This is a genomic window from Longibacter sp., assembly GCF_051155795.1.
Taxonomy (GTDB): Bacteria; Bacteroidota; Rhodothermia; order Rhodothermales; family Salinibacteraceae; genus Longibacter.
Window position 1 is genome coordinate 1 of sequence record NZ_DAXETW010000045.1, and the last position, 17,203, is coordinate 17,203.

Here is a 17,203-nt window from a genome sequence, read left to right on the forward strand (position 1 = left end):
AAATTTCAAGGCCTGCCGAAGTTCGGCTGAGGGGCCGATTCGCTTGGCTGAAATTCTCCAAACTCAACCTCTCTTCGGTCTTGGGAGTCACAATCAGGCGTATCGCTTCGAGGTTTCAGACAGGGAGAATTTCCCCGCCGACCGATTTCGCTAACCTGCGACCGGTCCAGCTGATGGGTCGCTCCGCTTCCCGGCCCCTCGCAGCGCCGATCTTCGCAAGGGCCGAAACCGCAGGTACTCGTAGCGTGAAGGTCCGCTACGAAGTCGCTTTTCCCCGGCCTTGCGCGGTTCGTCGTCTTGAGCGCGAAGCGGACGACGCGGAATAAACAAATCGTTGTTTGAGCGAGCTGTGCTCGCGAGTTCCGATTTGTTAAGCGTCGCAAAGCGAAGCGCTAGACGAAGCGCGGACCGCCGGGTGGGTTTTTTGCGTCTCGTTTTTTGACCATGCAAAAAATGAGACAACAAGGATGGAGAACCTTCCCCGGCCTTAGTACCGGTTTTTTGCTTGACCAAAAAACCGGCGGAAAAAATTCAAGGCCTGCCGAAGATCGGCTGAGGGGCCGATTCGCTTGGCTGAAATTCTCCAAACTCAACCTCTCTTCGGTCTTGGGAGTCACAATCGGGCGTATCGCTTCGAGGTTTCAGACAGGGAGAATTTCCCCGCCGGCCGATTTCGCTAACCTGCGACCGATCCAGATGATGGGACGCTTCGCTTCCCGGCCCCTCGCAGCGCCGATCTTCGCAAGGGCCGAAACTGCTTGAAGGTGTGAGGGGATGAATGTATGAAGGTCCGCTGTGCGTCTTGGCAAGGAATCGCGTGCAGTTCCTCCCGGCCTTGCGCGGTTCGTCGTCTCGAGCGCGAAGCCGAAGCCACGAACAGAACGAATTCCTGTCTGAGCCCGCAGAGCGGGCGAGTTTGAATTCGTTCCGTGGCGAAAGGCGTAGCGCTAGAAGAAGCGCGGTATGACGGGCGATTTTTTTTGCGGCTCGTTTTTTTTGTCGCTCAAAAAAATGAGCCATGAAGGATCGAGGGCGAAGTTCGAAGGGCGAAGTGCTTCCTGCCCGAGGACATCAGCCAGAACCAAAAGTCAGAACCAAAGGCCAGAACCAAAGAACAGACCGGAAGGGCCCGGCCGGCCCGAACGTCCCACCCGGAGGCTCGTACCTTGAACTCAACCGCTCCGGTCGGTACACTAACGAACCCGTTGGTGCCGTTGCCCGGACCGCCCCTTTTCTCTTCGCTCCTCCACGATTAGGCTCTGTCGCACATGACCACCACCACGCGCTCCATCACCATGCAACGGGTCGTCGTGACCGGTCTCGGCGCTGTCACCCCGATCGGTCTGACGACGGACGCGTTCTGGGACGCACTCCTTTCCGGAACGAGCGGCGCGGGTCCGATCACAAAGTTCGACACGGAGGGGCATAAGACGAAAATCGCGTGCGAGCTGACGGACTTCGACCCGGAGCCGTACATGGACGCCAAGCAGGCGCGCCGTCAGGATCTGTTCAGCCAGTACGCGCTGGCGGCCACGGCGCAGGCGTTCGAGGATGCGCAGCTTGACACCTCAGAGCTAGACGAGGCGCAGCGCGATCGCATCGGTGCCATCTTCGGGACGGGCGTCGGGGGATCCAACCTGTTCATTGACCAGGTGCGCACGCTCGACGAGCACGGTCCTCGGCGCATCTCGCCCTTCTTCGTGCCCATGATGATCACGAATATGGCGCCGGGCCTGATCGCGATGGAGCACGGCCTGCGCGGCCCGAACCACGCCGTCGTGAGCGCCTGCGCGACGGGGAACGACGCCATCAGCGATGCGCTCCTGCTCCTTCGACAGGGACACGCGGATGCCATGCTGGTCGGCGGCACGGAAGCGTCGATCAATGAGCTTTGCGTTGGTGGTTTCGCGTCGATGCGGGCGCTGTCCACGCGAAACGATGATCCGGAGAGTGCCTCGCGTCCGTTCGACAAAGACCGGGACGGATTCGTCGCAGCGGAAGGCGCGGGCGCCCTGGTCCTCGAGACGCTCGAGCACGCCCTCGATCGCGGCGCTCCGATCTATGCCGAGGTGTCGGGCGTCGGCAAGTCGAACGACGCCTATCACTACGCGGCTCCGGACCCCGACGGACGGGGCGCGGTGCTCGCCATGCGCGCGGCGCTGGAGGACGCGGATACGGAGCCGGAGGCGGTCGACCACGTCAACATGCACGCGACCTCGACCCCGATGGGCGACACGATCGAGTCGAATGCGATGAAGACGGTCTTTGGCGATCACGCGTACAACCTCAGCCTGTCGGCGACCAAGAGTATGACGGGTCACCTGCTCGGGGCCGCCGGAGCGGTGGAAGCCATCGCCTCCGTGCTCGCCATCCGGAACGGCATCGTCCCGCCGACCATCAACACCGAAAACCTGGACGAGGGCTGTGACCTCGATTACACGCTGGGAGAGGCGAAAGAACGTCCGGTCCGCGTCGCGCTCAACAATGCCTTTGGCTTTGGCGGGCATAACACGACAATCGCGTTCTCCGAGTTTGCGGAATAACGCGGTGGTTCGCTCTCACCCTGTGCCGTTCCTCCTTCACCCGCCACCGCTACCCCGATGAGTGACGCGAACGATGCGACCCGTCCCGCGGCTCAGGCTGCCGCCCGCGCCGATGTTCCCGATAAGCCGATCCCGGATTCCATGGGAGGTGCTGCCGAACTTCTCGACATCGAGATCGTCGAGATGTCCGACGAAAAGGTGGTCGCGACCATGCCGGTCACGAAGAAGCACCACCAGCCCTTCGGCGTCCTGCACGGCGGCGTCAGCGTGGTGCTGGCAGAGAGCGTCGCAAGCGTCGGTGCCTACCTCGCGGCCCCGGACGGGTTCGTCGCCATGGGGATCGAGATCAACGCCAACCACATCCGCGCGGTGCGAGAGGGAACGGTGACGGCCGTGGCTACGCCCGTACACCGAGGCCGCTCCACCCAGGTGTGGCAGGTCGAAATCACCGGCGACAACGACAAGCTGATCTGCGTCAGTCGCTGCACCCTCGCGATCGTCAAAAAGGGATGAGGGAAATGGTGAATGGCGAATGTTGAATGGCGAATTGTGACAGGTGAATTGTGAAGGGTGAATGTTGACTGGTGACGTTCGGATGGCTGCGGGCAATACGTCCCTCGTTTTTTGTTGTGGGTCGCGAGTCATGGGTCGGACCTTCCACCGCTCGCACTCGCTCACCCTGAAACCCCACACCCCAAACCCCACACCTCACACCACATCCGGTCCGCTCATGGCTTCGCTTCCCGGTATTCACCACATCACGGCCATCTCCGGTCCGGCGCAGGAGACGCTTGACACGTATGCGAGCGTGCTGGGACTACGACTGGTCAAGACCACCGTCAACTTCGACGACCCGGGCACCTATCACCTGTATTTTGGTGATCGCACCGGGCGTCCGGGGACGATCCTGACCTTCTTTCCCTGGGCGAATGCCGTTCCCGGACAGCAGGGAGCAGGCATGGCGTCAGCAACGTCATTCCTCGCTCCCGCCGGTTCGCTCGATGCCTGGAAGGAGCGTCTGACGGAAGCCGGCCTGACGGTCGGGGAGCGCACGCAGCGCTTCGACGCGGACGTGCTGACCGCGACGGCGCCGGACGGGCTCCCCCTCGAAATCGTCGCCACCGACGAGACGGAATCGATCGATGCGAGCGGCACGGCCGAGCCGTGGACCCACGGCGGCGTGCCGGCCGAGCACGCCCTGCGTGGATTTTTCGGAGCGACGCTACCGGCGGTCGACGCGCCGGCCACAGAGGAATTGTTCGTCGACGTCTTCGGCTGGGAACGAGACGGGGCCGAAGACGATCGTATTCGCCTGCGCGCCCCTCGCGGCGAAGCGTCGAACCCCGGGGCGGTCGTCGATCTGCAAAAGAAACCATCCCTCTCGCCAGGTCGCATGGGCAAGGGAACGGTGCATCACGTGGCCTTTCGGGCTCGCGACGATGAAGAGCAGGCGCGATGGCAGGAGCAACTTCGCGCGATGGGGATTCAGGTCACCGAGGTCAAAGACCGGCAGTACTTCCAGTCCATCTACTTTCGCCATCCACGGTGGACGTCCGGCGTGCTGTTCGAAATTGCCACCGACGCTCCGGGCTTCCTGCACGACGAATCCGAAGAAACCCTCGGCTCCGAATTGAAGCTGCCGTCCCGGTTCGAGTCCCGCCGCGACGAAATTGAGCACGCGCTGCCAGATCTGCAGCGGCCCACCACGGGATAATCGCCAACGTGCACCGTGCGCACAGGGGGAGGCGATGATCGTCATAAGTTGTAGGTAGAGTGTCGGATTCTCCCCCCTCTCCCACTCTCCCGCTCTCCCACTCTCCCTTTCTCCTCGCTCCCCATGCCCGACGCGACCGATCCACACGCCGATCAGCAGGTCTACAGCACCGGTACGCCGCTGGATGAAGCATCTGCCGTGATGATCCTGATCCATGGTCGCGGGGCGACGGCGCAGAGCATCTTGCGGCTGGCCGGTGCCGTCGCGCCCGACGGGGTCGCATGTCTCGCCCCGCAGGCATCGCACCGCACGTGGTATCCGCAGTCGTTTCTTGCTCCGATGGAGAAGAACGAGCCGTACCTGACGTCCGCTCTGAATGCGATGGACGAACTCATTCAGACGATCGAAGACGCGGGCATTGCCCGAAACCGAATCGTCCTGCTCGGCTTCTCGCAGGGCGCCTGCCTTGCGTGCGAGTATGCCGCCCGTCATGCCGAGCGGTATGGAGGAGTTGTCGCACTCTCCGGCGGACTGATCGGACCGGAGGATGAGCCCCTGTCCCACGACGGCGATCTTGAGGGCACGCCCGCTTTCCTGGGATGCAGTGACCAAGACCCGCACATTCCGCTCGAGCGGGTGCAGGAAACGGCCGAGGTGCTTCGTGAGATGGGCGCGGATGTCGATCGGCGTATCTACCCGGGGATGGGGCACACCACGAACGATGACGAGCTTCGCGCCGTCCGAGAGATGCTGACCACCCTCGTGTCGGCTCTCGCATGACCTTCGGTGGCACGACCTGCAGATCTTCCTCTACGGATCGCTCTGGACTCCCCTGCCGCGATGATTTCGACACCTGACTGGGTCAAGCACGCAGTATTCTACCAGATCTTTCCGGATCGCTTCGCACGAAGCGGTCGCGTTCCGACGAAAAATGGACTGACCCTCAAACCATGGGGGGCGCCGCCGGAAGAGCAGGGGTTTCAGGGTGGAGACCTCTACGGAATCGTCGAGCGACTCGACTACCTGCAGCAGCTCGGCGTCACCGCCCTGTACCTGAACCCGATCTTCGCGTCGGCCGCGAACCACCGGTATCATACGTACGACTACGAGCAGGTGGACCCGTTGCTGGGCGGTAACGAGGCGCTCCGGGCGTTGCTCGATGCCGCGCACGACCGAAGCATCCGGGTGGTCCTCGACGGCGTCTTCAACCACGCGAGCCGGGGCTTCTGGCCGTTTCATCACGTCCTGGAGAACGGTGGCAATTCTCCCTACATCGAGTGGTTTAACATTCACGACTGGCCGCTCAACCCATACGCCCCGGACGCCGAAACGCCGCACAACTACGACGCCTGGGCGGACCTCCCGGCGCTACCCGAACTGAACACCGACAACGACGAGGTGCGCGCCTACATCATGCGCATCGCGCGGAAATGGGTCGAGTTCGGCATCGACGGGTGGCGACTGGACGTCCCGAACGAAATCGACGACCCTGACTTCTGGCGGGAGTTTCGGGACGTGGTCAAGGACGCAGATCCCGAGGCCTACATTGTCGGAGAGATCTGGCACGAAGCGCACGACTGGCTGCAGGGGGATCAGTTCGATGCTGTGATGAACTACCCCTTCCTCTGGCCCACCCTCAGCTTCTTCGGGCGCGACACGCTCCGCGAGTATCACAAGACGCACCTCACGTTCGAACCACTGGACGCGCCGGAATTTGGCGACACGATCCAGGACGTGTTCGAGATGTACGACTGGGAAATCACGCAGGCACAGCTCAACCTCCTCGACAGTCACGACATGGGGCGTGCGCTCTGGATTGTCGGGGAGGATACCGACGCGCTTCGGCTGTCCGTCCTGTTTCAGATGACCGTTCCGGGTGCACCGTGCGTATATTACGGCGACGAGATCGGGATGTCGGCCGGCGACGACCCGCACTGCCGCGAGGCCTTCCCCTGGGACGAGCCCAACGCCTGGGACGACGACCTGCTGGACCACTACCGGCAGGCGACCGCGCTTCGGCATCAGCACGAGGTGCTCCGGACCGGCAGCTTTGACGTGTTCTACGCCGAGGATGCCGTGGTCGGGTTTCGCCGTTCCCTCGGCCGCGACACCGCTATTTGTCTCTTCAATGCCGGTTCCTCCGATGCTTTGGTTCACCTCGACGCCGAAGAGATGGATGTCCCTGCTCTTCGCTACACCTCTGCGTGGCCAGACGATGGCACCTCCGTTGATCTGAACGCCGGCAGAGTCACCACGACGCTGCCTCCCCGGTCTGCACGAATCTGGGTGTAGGCGTTCTGGGGCCAGCGGTTGAACTGGCGGGTCGAGATTCTCCTCCTCCGTTCATTGGCTGCATCTTCTTGCCGTTGACTAATTCCCGTTTACCGACTCCGGTTGACCGACCGAACAGACCACGCGCGCAGCACGGCATCCGGACGGGGGCAGTGGGGGGAAGCATGAATCATCGTGAGGAGAACGAGAGCAGCCGTGTGACGTGCATCGGTCTTGGTCGATGACGGGCGTTGCTTGGAGGACCAGATAAACTGTGCTGCCTATATTTTACAGCTCTGCATCGTTTTTATTCCGGGTCGTCGACGTAGGTTAACAGCACGTCATCTGTCGGTCTTACACGGAATATACTGCGCGATGAAGCTCTTCCGCCTCCGTTCGTTTGTCGCTGTTGCCGAAACCCAAAAGTCAGTCGATGCGGCAAAGAAGTTAGAGATTACGCCAGCAGCAATCAGTCAACACATCAATGATCTGGAAGCCGAGATGCGTGTTGACTTATTCGAACGAAAGCGGTCAGGAATGCAGTTGACGCCGAAAGGGAGACTGCTTGTCTCGCATGCGATCGATGTGTTGGAGTCCGTTCACGTGCTTGAGAAGAAGGCTGCCGTGCTAGAGGAGGATGTTTTCGATACGCTTCGCATAGGCATTTGTACGTCGCCGGCGGATCTGCGTCTATCCGAGATAACATCAAGCGTGCATGACACAAATTCACGAACGTCGATTCATCCGAGGAGGATGCATACCTCCCAGATCATCACGGCACTATTAGACTATGACTTAGATGCTGGATTCGTCCTTGCGGATGCTGTGCCTCGCCGTCTTGATCTTGTGGGCATCACGCTCATGGACACGGCTGTTATCATCCCTTCAGGGTGGGAAGATCTACTCCAGAGCAGCGACACATCCATTTGGGCAGCCCTAGCAGACAAGCCATGGATCCACGCTGGACCGGACTGCATGCTCCAAACCCTGGCCGATAAGAGGTTTCGATCGATGGGCCTCAAGTATGCATCTACCCTACAGGCTCCGGATGCGTCCGTCCGAGCCTCGTTCGTTACAGCAGGATTTGGAGCGTCCATGATGCTGCGAGATCGCGCGGGTCGTGTAAACGGTGTATGCATCGCGGAGGTTGAAGAGAAGACATGCCCGCTGGGACTTGTATATCTTCGATCACGGGCCAACGATCCTTCCATCGAGCATCTCAGAGCCGCTGTTGCCGATACATGGATCTGAATCATGGGAGTCGAGCCGGCTGTGTTCTCTGGCTCATGGTATCCCTGTCTCTCAGCAGATGCTTGTAGGGCGCTGGCTACATAGCATGTACAACAGGGTGTCTACATCAGGGCGCCTACGAGGACGATGCGTTCGCGGGGTGATCGAAGTCAGGCGAGCGCTTTTCCAGAAACGACAAGGTGCCTTCTCAAAAGTCGATTGACGTTGCTGCAAGCCCAAACAGATCGGCGCCAAGCTGGGTAGACGCATCCTTTGTCAGAGAGAGGCCCCGATGAAGGGCTTCCCAGGTCAAGGAAACGGCGGTCGGTGCCTGATCCAGAATGCGTTAGATCAGGTTTTCCACTTCAGGGCGACGGTCCTCGCGTTTCACGACCCGGTTGATGAGCCCGATTGGTTCAGCCTCACGGGCGGACACCAGATCCCCTGTGAGGAGGAGTTCGGTTGCACGCGTTAAGCCTATGAGCTGAGGCAGTCGTGTTGCTCCTCCAAATCCGGCGACTGCACCACTGCGCATCTCGGGATGACCCAGGCGAGCGCCTTCTACAGCCACGCGAAGCATGCAGGCCTCGGCCCGTTCGAGACCGCCCCCCCAGGGTGTCTCTATTCAGTGCGGCCACCGTGATACAGCCCATTGACTCCAGGGGTCGCGTGACGGCGACGGCTTTCTCGGCAAGCCGGCGTACCTTCTCTGGGGAGGCATGGGGTAAGACGTGAACATCTGCGCCAGCCGAAAACGCCTGGCCTTCTCCAGTGAGTACGACAGCTCGTATCTCCTCCCCCTGTTCGGCCCATCGAAGGGTCTCCGCGAGGGCATTGAGGATGTCCATATGTAGAGCATTGTGCAATTCAGGCCGGATCAATGATAGCCAGGCAACCGGCCCTCGTACATCAGACTTGACGAGCTAAGACATACGCGGGATCTCTGTTGGTGATGGTGTAGACGGGGATATTTCGGCCTACAGTTCGATCACGACTTTGCCCACATGCTGAGCAGATTCGACGTATCGGAAGGCTTCTGCTGCCTCGCTGAAGGGAAAAACGCGGTCAATGACCGGTCGAATCGCCTGGTGGTCGATGGCGTGAAGCATCTCCTCAAAATCCTGCCGGTTTCCCACGCTCAGCCCGTGGAGCGTGGCACGCTTCAGGTTGAGGGTGACGAGGTCGATCGAGCTCTGACGGCCCGACAGGAAACCGACGATCGAAATGTGCCCGTTGGGGCGAAGTACCTCGAGGCTGTTGTTGAGATTGTCGCCTCCGACGGTTTCGACGACAACATCAACCCCGGTGCCGTCGGTGTATTCGAGCACATCCGCGGTCCAGTCCGGACTCGTGGCGTAGTTGATGCCGTGATCGGCTCCAAGGTCGCGGGCCGTAGCCAGTTTTTCGTCACTACTGGAGGTGATGATGACGCGGGCACCGTGGGCCTTTGCAAACTGCAGGGCAAAGATAGCGACGCCCCCCGTGCCGTGTAATAAGACGGTCTCTCCCGGTTTGACATTAGGATAGCGAAGCGCATTCCACGCTGTAACTCCAGCAATAGGAAGGGTAGCCGCCTCACGCAGACGTACTGATTTAGGCAGCTTAATGACATCCCGAGGGTTCAACGTCTTTTGTTCGACAAGCTGACCCGGCTTGAAGTTGGATCCCGGTCGTGTCGTAAAATCTCCATTCTCAGCCGTATATCGACCTGCAACCCATTTGGGGATGTACGTCGTGACGATACGATCACCCGCGGCAAAGTGGTTGACATTGTCCCCGACCGCCTCCACGATCCCAGCCCCGTCCGAGAGCGGAACAAAGGGAGGCTTGATGTGGGGATTCAGCTCGCCGTTCACGAGGAGCAAGTCGACGTAGTTAACGGCTGCTGCCTTCATTCGAACAAGAATACGGTCTGCATCGAGGGTCGGCGCATCGGTCTCGGAAAATGAGAGTTGGTCAATACCGAAATCGCCTTCTAAAACGAGAGAACGCATGGAATGGAGAGGGTTGAAAACGCGTCTACGGATCAACACTCTGATGTTCGTCTTCGGCCCAGGTCCATACAAGATACAGATCGTCGAAAACCAAGAGACACAGTATGGCCTCCGCGAAAAGAAGAAGGGACTGCGGGGAGGACGGAGGCTGTTGGGTTCTTGAGGGCTTCTGCGTCCCTCGTTTCCTGTCCCGCCTAATCTCAAGCGTTCGAGTATGCTGGAATGAGAAAGTACGAACGCCTCTCCTACATTAGCATTTGGGCGACGATGACCAAACAGCGACGACAGCATCGACGAGCGCCTCTAAGAGGGGATCACCCAGGCGTGACTCCGCATGGACAATGGAGAGGGAGGTCGTAATGGGCTCGTGCTCCTCGCGCGCTACGTTTACGAGAACGATATTAGCTGCAGCTCCTGTCGCGCGTTCTTCTTCCTCCGCTGGACGGTGCGAGATCTCATCGCGAATCATGAGCGAGAGGCCCATACCGGCGGCGACCAGGTCGCTCCGTGTCGACTCATCATGTGTAGACGCGGTGCGCTTGTATTCTAGCCCACGTTCACGAAAAAGGTCGTTGACGATGGCTTGAAACGGACAGTCTGTCCCCGAGTCGATCCATGGGAGTTGAGCGAGGGCTGCCCACCCGACGCCCTGGACCCGGTCTCGCCATGAGGCCGGGGCCACGATGGAAAGGGGGACCTTGCTCAGGCGATGGGTCGCGATTGGTTTCTTTTCCGAGACTGGACCAAAGGCGAATCCAGCATCTAACGCCCCGGACTGTAACGCCGGTAGAATAGAGCCTGTACTTGCCGACCTGAGATCAAGATGGATGCCGGGGGCTTGTGTTTGAAGGATCTCCAACGTGCTGGGGATCCGCAGAAACCCGGAGGTGGCATTTATGCCAACGGAAAGCGTCCCCATCAGGTGGTCTTGCATCTCTGTGGCGTGATTGACGAGGTCACGCTTTGCCTGCAAGATACGCTGGGCTTTCGTGAGGAGCAGCTCGCCACGAGCAGTGAGGACCATCCCCTTCGGGGTGCGCTCAAAGAGCTGAACATCGAGTTCCTCCTCTAACGTCTTGACGTGTACGCTTACCGACGGAGGTGTAGTATAGAGACGCTCTGCGGCTTTCGTGACGCTGTTTTCTTCAGCGACTGCGACGAAGGAGCGTAGTTGATGCAGTTCCATGGCGATGGGCTGGTGCTACTTCATCATGACGGAATGCTATGGAGAGCATAGGGCACGAAATATATGGCCTGGAGACTCGGGTCGCATGTGGCGTTCTCAAACCGGACGTTTGGAAAATACACATGGCAATTTGGCGACGAGGCAGATATGCTTTCGATGGATCGAACCCGATGAGATTCTTCATTCTAGTAAAGAGACGGCCATGAATGTGACCTTTAAACCATGCGTCACCGCCACAGCGCCTGCCGAAAGGGCGGACGCGCACCAGCACTTCAAGAGCAAACTATGCTACGAGACAGACCCTGCCGACGTGTATGCCGACATGGCCCATGGCGTCGACGACTTCGCGCTCGTTGACGTACGGAGCGCCTCCGATTACAAGAGGAGCCATGCCGTCGGGGCGATTAATATTCCCGTAGGACAGATCACTGAGCGCCGCATGGACGAGTATCCAGAGGACACGCTGTTCGTGGTGTACTGCTGGGGGCCAGGGTGTAACGGCGCGACGAAAGCGGCCATGAAGCTATCCGCGATGGGATACCCCGTCAAAGAGATGATTGGCGGCATTGAGTACTGGGAAGACCGCGAGCGCCATCCGGTCGAGCGGGGCGGCGACGTCTAATTGTCCGCGCGACGGTCCTGTGCCCATGCCGCAACGAATGAAACGCCCTCCGAATGCCTCGATCGCATCCCATCCGCACGGCCCGCCGCTCCGACATTGTATCGCTCGTAGACCTCTGCGCGGCCCATGCAGCGTATGAGCGAGCGCCGTATCATCGAGATGGTAAGGAGGACTTGCTCGGCGAACTGCTCTTCGGCGACCCCGCTCGGCTCTTTGCCTTCGTGGTCGAGGGCCCAGAAGGCCTGGTCGGGTACGCGACCTACACGGTGCAGTGGTCGACGTGGAACGCGGCGACGTATCTATTCATGGACTGCCTGTATCTGGACGCCGATGTGCGGGGTCGGGGCATCGGGTCAGAGCTCGTGGGGCGCATCATCGCCGAGGCGCGAAAGAGGGGATGCCAAGCGGTAGAGTGGCAGACGCCCGTCTTCAATTCGCGCGCCATGACCTTCTACGACCGTCTGGGCGCCACGGGGGCGGAGAAAGTACGCTATCGACTGGCGATTGACGGCCGCTCGTAGCGTCATGCCCGCGCGTGGCATCGGCGGCAACGGACGACCCCTATCCGTAGCCCCGGCACTGTGCCGGTCGATCCGGACTCAATTGCCACTGGATGGGGGCTGATTCAGCAGGGATATTGCAGTCATTCGAACGAACGACCATCTATGTCCTGCAGAATGGCGCGTCGCCCTTTATCGACGCAGCAACCCCATGAGATGATGGCGTACTTAGCTGGAGGCATCGGTGGCATCGGCATTCTGTTCCTCGGCTACGTGACACGGCAGGGGCGTTTCCTGCCCTTTTACAGTAGCTTACTTATCGTTATCGCGCTCGTCTATGTGCTGTTCGGCGTCATGACAGGGCGCCCGGCCATCATCGTTGCAGAAAGCGCGATCGCCGCCGGGTTTATGGGAGTAGCCATCCTCGGCGTTCGGTGGCAGGGTGAGCACGTAGGCTCTATACTCATCGCCAGCGGTCTCATGGCACATGGGCTATTCGACCTCGCGCACAACGCCATGATTCAGAACGCGGCCGTGCCCGTATGGTGGCCTCCGTTCTGTGGCACGGTTGACGTGATTGTAGGTCTATGGCTCCTTCGACTCGCCTGGCAGGGTCAAGTGATCACGCCTAAACACCATCCATCGGCTGCTAATGACAAGGGCTGATCCACTCGAAGTCAGCGCTGGTACACTACAAAAAAGCAGATGGCAGAAAAGTGATGAGCACAGACGCAAACACGAGAGAGCGACTGCGCATCGTCGAGTCGTACTTTCGGAGGGTGGACGACCGAGACCCAACCCTCATAGACCTCTTCACCGATGACGTGGAAATGTTCTTCCCGAAGTTCGGTGTCGGTTATGGCAAGGAGGACATGGTTGCGTTTTCCAAAATCATGGGCGACTACTTGACATGTATCGAGCATGACATCGACGCATTCAACTACATCATCTCGGGGAACCACGTCGTCGTGGAGGGCACCGAACGTGGCGTAACACGAGACGGTGTAGAGTGGCCGGATCGTCGTATATCGGAAGGGCGGTTCTGCAACGTGTTCGAGTTTGACGGTAAGCTGATTTCCCGCGTGTTCATTTACGTCGACCCCGACTACACCAGTTCGGACAAGGAACGCATAGACGTATTTGCACGGTCGGCGATGTGAGCGTCCATACCGTGCTAGAAACAGCGTCCAACCAATCCCTGCTTCATGCACACTGTGTGGGTCGGTACAAACGGAACGGGATCTGGATTGGAATCTGTACATCGCCCACCCTTACCGTCGAAACAGAGTGGAGGCGTTCGCGGACCGGGAAAAACCCTTGTCTGTCCTTCATGGTGCTATTGTAGCAGGAACGAACTCTGTCTCCGTCGGCAGCATCGTCGACCGGGTTTCGCTTGTACCATCAGCATTTGTCTGTCTACTGAGCGTCTATGTCGAACTATGACGATCACCTCACGCTAGCGCTTGAGCTCACCCGGATCGCTGAGCGCGAGATTCTCCCTCGCTTTCAGTCTGTCGCTGTAGAGCACAAAGCGGACGGGACCGAAGTCACAGCGGCTGACCGGGCGGCCGAGAGGGCGATGCGTGCGGTGATTCGAAAGCAGTACCCAAGCCACGGCATCATTGGCGAAGAAGGAGACGACGTCAACCCGGAAAGCCGTTGGCAATGGGTTCTCGACCCCATCGACGGCACGACCTGGTTTGCGCTCGGTCTTCCTCGGTTCGGTACGCTCGTCGCCTTGCTGGAAGAGGGCGAACCGGTACTCGGCGTCATCCACCTCCCGATGACGAGCGAGACCGTGTACGCTTCCTCCGGCGCCGGGTGCTGGTATCAGCCGGGCGAAGAGGAGCGAACCCGGATCCGCGTCGACGACAGCGTTTTGCGCCTCTCCGAAGCGTTCGTCTCATCCGCAGGCGTCCACAACAGCGAGATTGAACCGGTCGAAGGCCACGTGCCCGTTCATCTCAGCCCCGTCATTCGCACAGCGAAGAAGTTTCGCTTCATTGGCGACTGCATCCAGCACATGATGGTTGCGCAGGGGAAGATCCACGCCGCCGTTGACACCATCATGGCGCCGTGGGATACGGCCGCTCTCATACCTTGCATTCGCGAAGCAGGAGGGGTTGCCTCCACGATCAGCGGCGACACAGCCCACGTCGTCTTCGCAGGGAGCCTCGTAACCGCCGGGCATCCACAGCTTCACGAGCAACTCCTCGACACGCTCTCTCCTGAAGCTGCGCACACGCAGTGGAGCAACGGTGGATGTTGACGTCGGCGATCATTGCTCTGGACGAGGGACGGATGGTACCAGAATTCGTTGGTGCGAGACATGAGATGCTTTCCCTTTGTTCATATACTCAGATACTATCAAATACCCAGACGCTGACCGCATATGGAACCTCGCATCAGCATCATCACCCTCGGCGTCTCGGACCTTCAGCGCGCGGTCGATTTCTACCAAGACGGGTTGGAGCTACCCCGCTACGAATGGGACGGCGACATCGCGTTCTTCGAAACATCGGCGACGTGGCTCGCGCTCTTTCCCAGAGACGCACTGGCCGAAGACGCCGGCGTGCCGCCGCGGGGGAGTGGGTTCTCGGGCGTCACCCTGGCTCACATCGTGCGGAGCCGCGACGCCGTAGACGCGCTCATGGAGCAGGCCATGGCAGCGGGCGCACGGTGCGTCAAGCCGCCCGAAGAAAAAAGCTGGGGCGGCTACTCCGGGTACTTCGCTGATCCCGATGAGTACCTGTGGGAGATCGCGTGGAATCCATATTTCCCGCTCGTCGAGAACTAACCCCTCAGTCTGGGGCGTTGCGCCCGAGGTTACGGGTTGTGCGTTGATTATTCTGCTGCTTTCCCACACCTCAGCCCTCCCACACCCCCGCATCGCAAGCACAGACCGCTCGACCGAGACCGATGGCAAACGTCATGCATCCCAAGCGCACCGCTCTTCTCATCATCGATGTACAACAAGGGTTTGAGGACCCTTCGTGGGGCGCGCGCAACAACCAGAATGCGGAGAAAAACATTGCACGGCTCCTGAAAGCCTGGCGAGACCAGGATGGTCTCGTTGTTTGCGTCCAGCACCTCTCGACGGAGCCGGACTCGCCCCTGCGGCCCGGCCAGCCCGGCGTGCAACTCCGCGCGGAGGTACAACCGCGCGAGGGCGACCTGCTCATACAGAAGCGCGTCAACAGCGCCTTCATTGGCACGGACTTACAGACCCAGCTCGAAGCTCGGGAGATCGGCACGGTGGTGATCGTCGGGCTCACGACGAACCACTGCGTCTCGACGACGGCGCGCATGGCTGCCAATCTGGGGTTTGGCGTGGTCGTCGTCGACGATGCGACGGCGGCGTTCGATCACACCGACCACCGCGGGCGGCACTTCGACGCGGAGACGATCCACGCGGCCGCGCTAGCCAGTTTGCACGATGAGTTCGGCGCTGTGCTCGACACGGAAGCGATGCTCACGGCAATGCGCTCAGCAACCCCCTAATGCTTGAGCGAGCCATGAATGCGGCTCCCTCGTCCCAGGCAGAGGCGGAGGCAAGGCGCTTCTGCACAGACTCGCGGATGTGCTTGGAAACGCCTCGATTGCTACGAGGGAACGGGAGCCGCGTAGCCGTTGAAAACATCGACCGCCGCGAGCTCCTCGATAAATGCGCTCAGGTAGTGAGGAGCGTCTGCGTTTTTCGTCGTGGCGGCGTACCACGTGCGCCAGAGCCCGCCGCTCGTGATCTGAACGGCAGATAGTGAATGGGTGTCCTGGGTGAACGACGAGGCCGCCCAGCGCTCGATAATGGCCACCCCCATCCGCGCCTTCGCGAGCTCAACGGCCGCGCTGGTGGCGAGGGGGAGGGTCGTTACCTCCTTCGGTCTGAGATCCGCCGGCAGGAGCACCCTCTTGTAGAGAAGGCTCTCCGTTGGATCCTGCGTGCTGAGCAGGACATGCTGATCGGCAAAATCCGGTGCATCGACAAAATCCTGATTCCCCCAGGGGTGATCCGTGTGGACGAGGGCGATCATCTCATCGTCGAAGAGAGGAAAAGCCTGAACATCAGGGACTTGCTCGCAGGACTTCGTTACGACGGCAATATCGATACTCTCTTCGTGAAGGGCTGATAGCGGATCGGGCGTGGCCTCAGCGACAATGCGAACGTCCACAGCAGGGAAGCGTGCGCGATAGGCTTTCAGCAGGGACGGGAACCAGTGGTAACACGCATAGCACTGTGTGGCAAGGCGAAGCCGCCCCATGCGCCCTTCTGCAATCTGCTCGGCGTCTGCCTCGGCGCGTTCAAGCTCCGAAAGCACCTTCGTGGCCGTCTGAAGAATCCGCTCTCCGACGGGTGTCAGGGTCATCTCACGTCCCCCTCGTTTGAAGAGCTCCGCCCCCAGCTTGTCTTCGGCACCCTGTAAGCGCTGACTGAGCGCGGACTGCGACCGGTAAAGCCGCTGCGCAGCACCCGTCAGCGTTCCTTCTTCATGAATAGCCTGCACAAGCTGTAGCTCTGGAACGTCCAGCATCGTCGTGTAGCGTTCGGTTTTTCTAATACCTTTTCTCAATAGAATCTATGGATCTGATAGAGAGACGGTCAGGTTGGAGAAATGGTCCGTCGGCAAGGGCGTGCCCGTCGCGATCCGGCGACGCGCCGTACGGGAAAGCTTTGATCTGGCGGTGCCCGTTTTCACGAATTCTGCCCCAATCATCAACTGCATATGTCAACCCAACATGCGCTCGTCGTCGGGGCCCGAGGGATTATCGGACGCGGGATCCTGCACGGGCTCGCTGAGGAAGACGGGTGGAGGGTCACGGGATGCTCGCGCACGCCCCCGAAATTCGAGGGTGACTTCGAGTACCTAACGGTCGATCTCATGGACCCCGAGGACTGTGACGTTGCGCTCGCTGCCGTTCCGGAGACGACGCACGTATTCTTTGCTGCGTATCAGCCGCGGTCGACGCTCTCGGATGAGGTGGCTCCGAACCTGAAGATGCTCAAAAACCTCGTCGCAGCCCTCGACCAGCACTGCCCGCGACTTCAGCGGATTGTGCATTATCAAGGGCTCAAAGTGTACGGGGCGCATCTTGGGCCATTCAAGACGCCCGCCCGGGAGGATGACCCGCGGCACATGCCTCCGCA

The 17,203-nt window shown here is 60.1% G+C and carries 18 protein-coding genes and 1 pseudogene; 14 read left to right on the top strand and 5 right to left on the bottom strand.

Annotated features, from left to right (window positions below; translation table 11 throughout):
- Positions 1 to 1,268 precede the first annotated feature (1,268 nt).
- The 6 genes from fabF to ACFCU0_RS05545 all read left to right on the top strand — a co-directional run bounded on the left by fabF (position 1,269) and on the right by ACFCU0_RS05545 (position 7,779).
- Positions 1,269 to 2,543, top strand: a complete 1,275-nt coding sequence (fabF, locus tag ACFCU0_RS05520; RefSeq protein WP_434972667.1) for a beta-ketoacyl-ACP synthase II — start codon at positions 1,269 to 1,271, stop codon at positions 2,541 to 2,543.
- Positions 2,544 to 2,684: 141 nt separating this feature from the next.
- On the top strand, positions 2,685 to 3,056 hold the full coding sequence (locus ACFCU0_RS05525; protein ID WP_434972684.1) for a hotdog fold thioesterase: 372 nt from the start codon (positions 2,685 to 2,687) through the stop codon (positions 3,054 to 3,056).
- A 217-nt stretch (positions 3,057 to 3,273) separates the two neighbouring features.
- Positions 3,274 to 4,257: a ring-cleaving dioxygenase gene (locus tag ACFCU0_RS05530; protein WP_434972668.1), complete on the top strand. Its 984-nt coding sequence runs from the start codon at positions 3,274 to 3,276 to the stop codon at positions 4,255 to 4,257.
- Between the two features lie 123 nt (positions 4,258 to 4,380).
- Entirely contained in the window at positions 4,381 to 5,037 is a 657-nt protein-coding gene (locus ACFCU0_RS05535; protein ID WP_434972669.1) for an alpha/beta hydrolase, read from the top strand.
- A gap of 60 nt (positions 5,038 to 5,097) precedes the next feature.
- Positions 5,098 to 6,549 carry a glycoside hydrolase family 13 protein gene (locus tag ACFCU0_RS05540; RefSeq protein ID WP_434972670.1) on the top strand — a complete coding sequence of 484 codons (1,452 nt, stop codon included), beginning with the start codon at positions 5,098 to 5,100 and terminating at the stop codon, positions 6,547 to 6,549.
- A gap of 354 nt (positions 6,550 to 6,903) precedes the next feature.
- On the top strand, positions 6,904 to 7,779 hold the full coding sequence (locus tag ACFCU0_RS05545) for a LysR family transcriptional regulator (RefSeq protein ID WP_434972671.1): 876 nt from the start codon (positions 6,904 to 6,906) through the stop codon (positions 7,777 to 7,779).
- Positions 7,780 to 8,104: 325 nt separating this feature from the next.
- On the opposite strand, the gene ACFCU0_RS05550 is transcribed toward ACFCU0_RS05545, so the two are convergent.
- The 4 genes and pseudogenes from ACFCU0_RS05550 to ACFCU0_RS05565 all read right to left on the bottom strand — a co-directional run bounded on the left by ACFCU0_RS05550 (position 8,105) and on the right by ACFCU0_RS05565 (position 10,938).
- Positions 8,105 to 8,338, bottom strand: a complete 234-nt coding sequence (locus tag ACFCU0_RS05550; RefSeq protein ID WP_434972672.1) for an enoyl-CoA hydratase/isomerase family protein — start codon at positions 8,336 to 8,338, stop codon at positions 8,105 to 8,107.
- A gap of 85 nt (positions 8,339 to 8,423) precedes the next feature.
- Positions 8,424 to 8,606: pseudogene (locus ACFCU0_RS05555) on the bottom strand (enoyl-CoA hydratase-related protein); the annotation flags it as partial.
- Positions 8,607 to 8,735: 129 nt separating this feature from the next.
- The gene (locus tag ACFCU0_RS05560) at positions 8,736 to 9,752 is read right to left on the bottom strand and encodes a zinc-dependent alcohol dehydrogenase family protein (protein WP_434972673.1); all 1,017 of its coding nucleotides are present in this window, start codon (positions 9,750 to 9,752) and stop codon (positions 8,736 to 8,738) included.
- A 250-nt stretch (positions 9,753 to 10,002) separates the two neighbouring features.
- Positions 10,003 to 10,938 carry a LysR family transcriptional regulator gene (locus tag ACFCU0_RS05565; RefSeq protein WP_434972674.1) on the bottom strand — a complete coding sequence of 312 codons (936 nt, stop codon included), beginning with the start codon at positions 10,936 to 10,938 and terminating at the stop codon, positions 10,003 to 10,005.
- Between the two features lie 202 nt (positions 10,939 to 11,140).
- Here ACFCU0_RS05565 and ACFCU0_RS05570 point away from each other — a divergent pair, with 202 nt between their 5' ends.
- The 7 genes from ACFCU0_RS05570 (at position 11,141) to ACFCU0_RS05600 (ending at position 15,561) form a co-directional block, all read left to right on the top strand.
- Positions 11,141 to 11,560 (top strand): rhodanese-like domain-containing protein, encoded by a 420-nt coding sequence (locus ACFCU0_RS05570; protein WP_434972675.1) that lies wholly within the window; start codon positions 11,141 to 11,143, stop codon positions 11,558 to 11,560.
- A 53-nt stretch (positions 11,561 to 11,613) separates the two neighbouring features.
- Positions 11,614 to 12,081 carry a GNAT family N-acetyltransferase gene (locus tag ACFCU0_RS05575; RefSeq protein ID WP_434972676.1) on the top strand — a complete coding sequence of 156 codons (468 nt, stop codon included), beginning with the start codon at positions 11,614 to 11,616 and terminating at the stop codon, positions 12,079 to 12,081.
- A 198-nt stretch (positions 12,082 to 12,279) separates the two neighbouring features.
- Positions 12,280 to 12,726: a hypothetical protein gene (locus ACFCU0_RS05580; protein ID WP_434972677.1), complete on the top strand. Its 447-nt coding sequence runs from the start codon at positions 12,280 to 12,282 to the stop codon at positions 12,724 to 12,726.
- 53 nt (positions 12,727 to 12,779) lie between these two features.
- Positions 12,780 to 13,220 (top strand): nuclear transport factor 2 family protein, encoded by a 441-nt coding sequence (locus ACFCU0_RS05585; protein WP_434972678.1) that lies wholly within the window; start codon positions 12,780 to 12,782, stop codon positions 13,218 to 13,220.
- A gap of 269 nt (positions 13,221 to 13,489) precedes the next feature.
- Positions 13,490 to 14,329: an inositol monophosphatase family protein gene (locus tag ACFCU0_RS05590; protein WP_434972679.1), complete on the top strand. Its 840-nt coding sequence runs from the start codon at positions 13,490 to 13,492 to the stop codon at positions 14,327 to 14,329.
- A gap of 123 nt (positions 14,330 to 14,452) precedes the next feature.
- Positions 14,453 to 14,857, top strand: a complete 405-nt coding sequence (locus ACFCU0_RS05595) for a VOC family protein (protein WP_434972680.1) — start codon at positions 14,453 to 14,455, stop codon at positions 14,855 to 14,857.
- 134 nt (positions 14,858 to 14,991) lie between these two features.
- Positions 14,992 to 15,561: a cysteine hydrolase family protein gene (locus ACFCU0_RS05600; RefSeq protein ID WP_434972681.1), complete on the top strand. Its 570-nt coding sequence runs from the start codon at positions 14,992 to 14,994 to the stop codon at positions 15,559 to 15,561.
- Between the two features lie 101 nt (positions 15,562 to 15,662).
- Here the strand turns inward: ACFCU0_RS05600 and ACFCU0_RS05605 are convergent, their stop codons facing one another.
- Complete coding sequence (locus ACFCU0_RS05605; protein WP_434972682.1) at positions 15,663 to 16,589, bottom strand: LysR family transcriptional regulator; 927 nt, start codon at positions 16,587 to 16,589, stop codon at positions 15,663 to 15,665.
- Positions 16,590 to 16,781: 192 nt separating this feature from the next.
- Between ACFCU0_RS05605 and ACFCU0_RS05610 the strand changes: the two genes are divergently transcribed.
- A partial coding sequence (locus tag ACFCU0_RS05610) for an NAD-dependent epimerase/dehydratase family protein (protein WP_434972683.1) occupies positions 16,782 to 17,203 on the top strand: 422 nt, incomplete at its 3' end.